Here is a 4485-nt window from a genome sequence, read left to right on the forward strand (position 1 = left end):
CCTCGGCGCGCAGGACGCGGCAGGCCTGGGTGCCGGAGTAGTCGAACTCGCAGGCCTGACCGATGACGATCGGGCCGGAGCCGATGACGAGGACGTGGCCGACGTCGTCGCGGCGGGGCATCAGCGGGCCTCCATCAGCTCGACGCTCGTGTTCATCGTTCACCTCGCATGAGCTCGGTGAAGCGGTCGAACAGGTCGGCGGCATCGTGCGGACCGGCCGCGGCCTCCGGGTGGTACTGGACGGAGAACGCCCGCGCGGATCCGTTCCCGACCAGCCGCAGGCCCTCCACGCAGCCGTCGTTGGGGCAGGTGTGGGTGATCTCACCGGTGCCGAACGGGGTGTCGAACCGCTCCCCCGCCTCACCCGCGACGGCGAAGCCGTGGTTCTGCGACGTGATCGCCACCCGGCCGGTGGCGTGCTCGACCACCGGGATGTTGATGCCGCGGTGGCCGTAGCGCAGCTTGTAGGTGCCGAGGCCGAGCGCGCGGCCGAGGATCTGGTTGCCGAAGCAGATCCCGAACAGCGGGATCCCCCGCTCCAGCACCTGCCGCGTCAGCGCGACGGGCGCGTCGGCCGTGGCCGGGTCGCCGGGGCCGTTGGAGAGGAAGAACCCGTCGGGGCGCAGCTCCTCGACGGCCGCGAACGGGGTGTCGGCGGGCAGCACGTGCACCTCGACGCCGCGGGCGGCGAGCATGCGCGGGGTGTTCGCCTTGATGCCGACGTCCAGCGCCGCCACCCGGTGGCGCCGCTCGCCGACGGCCGCCACCACGTACGGCTCGCGGGTGGTGACCGCGCCGTAGAGGTCGGCGCCCTCCATCGGCGGGCTGGCGAGCACCCGCTGCACCAGCTCGTCGTCCGGGCCGAGGGCGTCCCCGGAGAACACCCCGGAGCGCATCGCGCCGCGTTCGCGCAGGTGGCGCACCAGCGCGCGCGTGTCGATCCCCGCCACGCCCACGATCCCCTGCCCGCGCAGCTGCTCCGGGAGCGGGCTCGTCGCGCGCCAGTTCGACGGGTTGCGCGACGGGTCGCGCACCACGTAGCCGGCGACCTGGATCCGCGCGGACTCGTCGTCCTCGTCGTTCCAGCCGGTATTGCCGATCTGCGGCGCGGTCTGCACGACGATCTGGGCGTGGTAGCTGGGGTCGGTCAGGGTCTCCTGGTAGCCGGTCATCCCGGTCGTGAACACCGCCTCGCCCAGGGCCTGGCCGACGGCGCCGAACTCCTCGCCGCGGAAGATCCGCCCGTCCTCCAGGACCAGCACCGCGGGCCCGGTCACCGTGGCCCCCGCGTCGAGAACGACGTTGTGCTGATCAACAAGGCCCCCGGAGCTGCGTAACGTCGTTCTCGACGGTTCATGCGGCGACCCCGTTGCGCGCCGTGACCCGGCCGCGCAAGATCGTCGCGACCACGGTGGCCGGCAGCCGCATCCCCTCGTACGGGGTGTTTGCGGCGATGCTCGCGAGCCTCGCCCCGCGCACCGTCCACACCTCGTCCGGGTCGACGAGCACCAGGTTCGCCGGCTCCCCCACCGCGATCGGACGGCCCTGGTCCGGCAGCCCGACGATCTCCGCGGGCCGCTGTGAGAGCACCCGGGCCACCCCGCGCCAGTCCAGCAGGCCCGGCTCGACCATCGTGTGCACCACGACCGACAGCGCCGTCTGCAGCCCCAGCATCCCGGGCCGGGCCGCCTGCCACTCGGTGTCCTTGTACTGGCTCGCGTGCGGCGCGTGGTCGGTGGCCACGACGTCGATGACGCCCTCGGCGAGCGCGGCCCGCATCGCGGCGGTGTCCGCCGCGGTGCGCAGCGGCGGGTTGACCTTGTTCACCGGGTCGTAGCCGGTCAGGCGGCCGTCGGTGAGCAGCAGGTGGTGCGGGGTGACCTCCGCGCTCACCCGCACCCCGGCCGCCTTCGCCGCCCGCAGCACCTCGACGGTGTGCGCGGAGGAGATGTGGCACACGTGCAGCGCCGCCCCCGCCTCCCGGGCCAGCGCGCAGTCCCGGGCGACGACCGTCTCCTCCGCGGTGGCCGGCCAGCCGGCGAGGCCCAGCCGGGAGGCGACCACGCCCTCGTGGGCCTGCGCGCCCGCCGTGAGCCGAGGATCCTCGGCGTGCTGGGCGATCACGACGTCCAGCGCCGAGGCGTACTCCAGCGCGCGGCGCATGATCAGCGGGTCGTGCACGCAGCGGCCGTCGTCGGAGAACATCCGCACCTGCGCGCGCGAACGCGCCATCGTTCCCAGCTCGGCCATCTTCGTGCCCTCCAGGCCGACGGTGACCGCGCCGACCGGGTGCACGTCGACGAGCCCGACCTCCTCACCACGGCGGTGCACGTGCTCGACCACGACGTCGGTGTCGGCGACCGGGTCGGTGTTGGGCATCGCGAACACCGCGGTGAACCCGCCCAGCGCCGCCGCACGCGAGCCCGTCGCGATCGTCTCGGACTCCTCACCGCCGGGTTCGCGCAGGTGGGTGTGCAGGTCGACGAACCCGGGGAGCAGCACCAGCCCCGCCGCGTCGATCGTCTCCGCACCGTCGGGGGCGGTGGCGTCCGGGCCCAGCTCGGCGATCACCCCGTCCCGCACGAGGACGCCCACCGGGTCGCCCTCCCCGTACGGACGGGCGTTGCCGAGGAACAGGTCGGTCACTGGGGCGCTCCCGCCAGCAGGTGGTAGAGGACGGCCATCCGCACGTGCACGCCGTTGCGCACCTGGGCGAGGATCGCCGCGGAGGGCGAGTCGGCCACCGCGGGCGCGATCTCCATCCCGCGCACCATCGGGCCGGGATGCAGCACCACGGCGTGCTCGGGCAACAGCGCGGCGCGCTCCTCCGTGAGGCTGTACCCGACCACGTACTCGCGGGCCGACGGGAAGAACGCGCCGTGCATGCGCTCGGCCTGCACCCGCAGCATCATCACCGCGTCCAGCGTGGGCAGCTCGGCGTCCAGGTCCGTGCTCACCCGGCACGGCCACTCCCCGACCCCGACCGGCAGCAGCGTCGGAGGCGCCACGAGCACCACCTCCGCGCCGAGCGTCGCGAGCAGGAAGACGTTGGAGCGGGCCACCCGGCTGTGCAGGATGTCCCCGACGATCCCGACCCGGCGCCCGGCGACGGTGCCCAGCCGGTCGCGCAACGTGGCGGCGTCCAGCAGGGCCTGCGTCGGGTGCTCGTGGGTGCCGTCGCCCGCGTTCACCACGGCCGTGGACGTCCCGGCCCCGTTCGGCCCGACCGCGCCCGCGGCCGCGTCCCGTTCGGCCCAGTACGCGAGCCGGTGTGCCGCGCCCGACGCGGGATGGCGGACGATCACGCAGTCCGCGCCCATCGCGGCGAGCGTGGCCGCGGTGTCGCGCAGGGACTCGCCCTTCGACACCGACGAGCCCTTCGCCGACACGTTCACCGTGTCCGCGCTCATCCACTTGCCCGCGATCTCGAACGACACGCGGGTGCGGGTGGAGTCCTCGTAGAACATCGTCACGACGGTGCGCCCGCGCAGCGTCGGGAGCTTGCGGACCTCGCGGCCCAGCAGGGCCTGGCGCAGCCGGTCCGAGGTGTCGAGCAGGCCCGTAGCGGTGGCGGCGTCGAGGTCGGTGACCGCGAGCAGGTGCTTCACCGGCCCTCCACCTCCCCGCCCCCCTGCTCCGGCGTGCGCTCGATCAGCACCCCGTCCCGGCCGTCGATCTCCGCGAGCAGCACGAGGATCTGCTCGCTGCGCGACGTCGGGACGTTCTTGCCGACGTAGTCCGCGCGGATCGGCAGCTCCCGGTGGCCGCGGTCGACCAGCACCGCGAGCTGCACCGCACGGGGGCGACCGTGGTCGCCGAGGGCGTCGAGCGCGGCGCGGGTCGTCCGCCCGGAGTAGAGGACGTCGTCGACGAGGACCACGAGCCGGTCGTCGACGCCGCCCTCGGGCATCGACGTCGGCTCCAGGGCCCTGGCGGGCTTGCGGCGCAGGTCGTCGCGGTAGGGGGTCGGGTCGACCGTGCCCACCTCGGGCTCGACGCCGGAGAACTCCGCGATCGCCGTCGCGAGCCGCCGGGCCAGCAGCGCGCCGCGGGTGGGGATCCCGACGAGCACGGGCGGGCCCGCGTCCGCGGTCTTCTCGATGATCTGGTGCGCGATGCGCGCGATGATGCGGGTGACGTCCGCCGCGCTGAGCAGCTCCCGGCCGGGAGGGCTCGCGCCGGCGTGGTCCCCGCGGCGGTCGTTCGCCACGGACCACTCCTTCCCCGCCTCACGGGACGGGCTTTAAAGGAACCGGTGAGGCGGGCCGCGGAACGGCACCGCCGCGCCGAGACCGTACCAGTGCGGCCCGCGGCCCGTCCGGCGAGGTGATCGGGCAGGCAGCCGCCATCGGGCGATGGTGGCAGGATGTCGATCAGCCGTTCGGGTGTTCTCAGGCTGTGACGACTCCGGAACGGGGTGCGCATCTTGACCGCGACAGCCTCGTCAGCGCATGATTACTCTCCGTATTGATCGACACGGTTCCC

The 4485-nt window shown here is 74.0% G+C and carries 4 protein-coding genes; all 4 read right to left on the reverse strand.

Translation table 11 applies throughout. The features are described from left to right. Positions 1-152: 152 nt before the first annotated feature. The 4 genes from carA to pyrR all read right to left on the reverse strand — a co-directional run bounded on the left by carA (position 153) and on the right by pyrR (position 4210). Positions 153-1277, reverse strand: a complete 1125-nt coding sequence (gene carA, locus AB7J25_RS30225; RefSeq protein ID WP_428514733.1) for a glutamine-hydrolyzing carbamoyl-phosphate synthase small subunit — start codon at positions 1275-1277, stop codon at positions 153-155. 76 nt (positions 1278-1353) lie between these two features. Then, the gene (locus tag AB7J25_RS30230; protein ID WP_428514735.1) at positions 1354-2646 is read right to left on the reverse strand and encodes a dihydroorotase; all 1293 of its coding nucleotides are present in this window, start codon (positions 2644-2646) and stop codon (positions 1354-1356) included. Beyond that, positions 2643-3608, reverse strand: coding sequence for an aspartate carbamoyltransferase catalytic subunit (locus tag AB7J25_RS30235; RefSeq protein WP_428514737.1), 966 nt, complete (start codon positions 3606-3608; stop codon positions 2643-2645). The genes AB7J25_RS30230 and AB7J25_RS30235 overlap by 4 nt, the downstream gene beginning before the upstream one ends. Beyond that, positions 3605-4210, reverse strand: coding sequence for a bifunctional pyr operon transcriptional regulator/uracil phosphoribosyltransferase PyrR (gene pyrR / locus AB7J25_RS30240; protein WP_428514739.1), 606 nt, complete (start codon positions 4208-4210; stop codon positions 3605-3607). The genes AB7J25_RS30235 and pyrR overlap by 4 nt, the downstream gene beginning before the upstream one ends. Between the last annotated feature and the right edge of the window lie 275 nt (positions 4211-4485).

It is taken from the genome of Pseudonocardia sp. (assembly GCF_050246655.1).
Taxonomy (GTDB): domain Bacteria; phylum Actinomycetota; class Actinomycetes; order Mycobacteriales; family Pseudonocardiaceae; genus Pseudonocardia.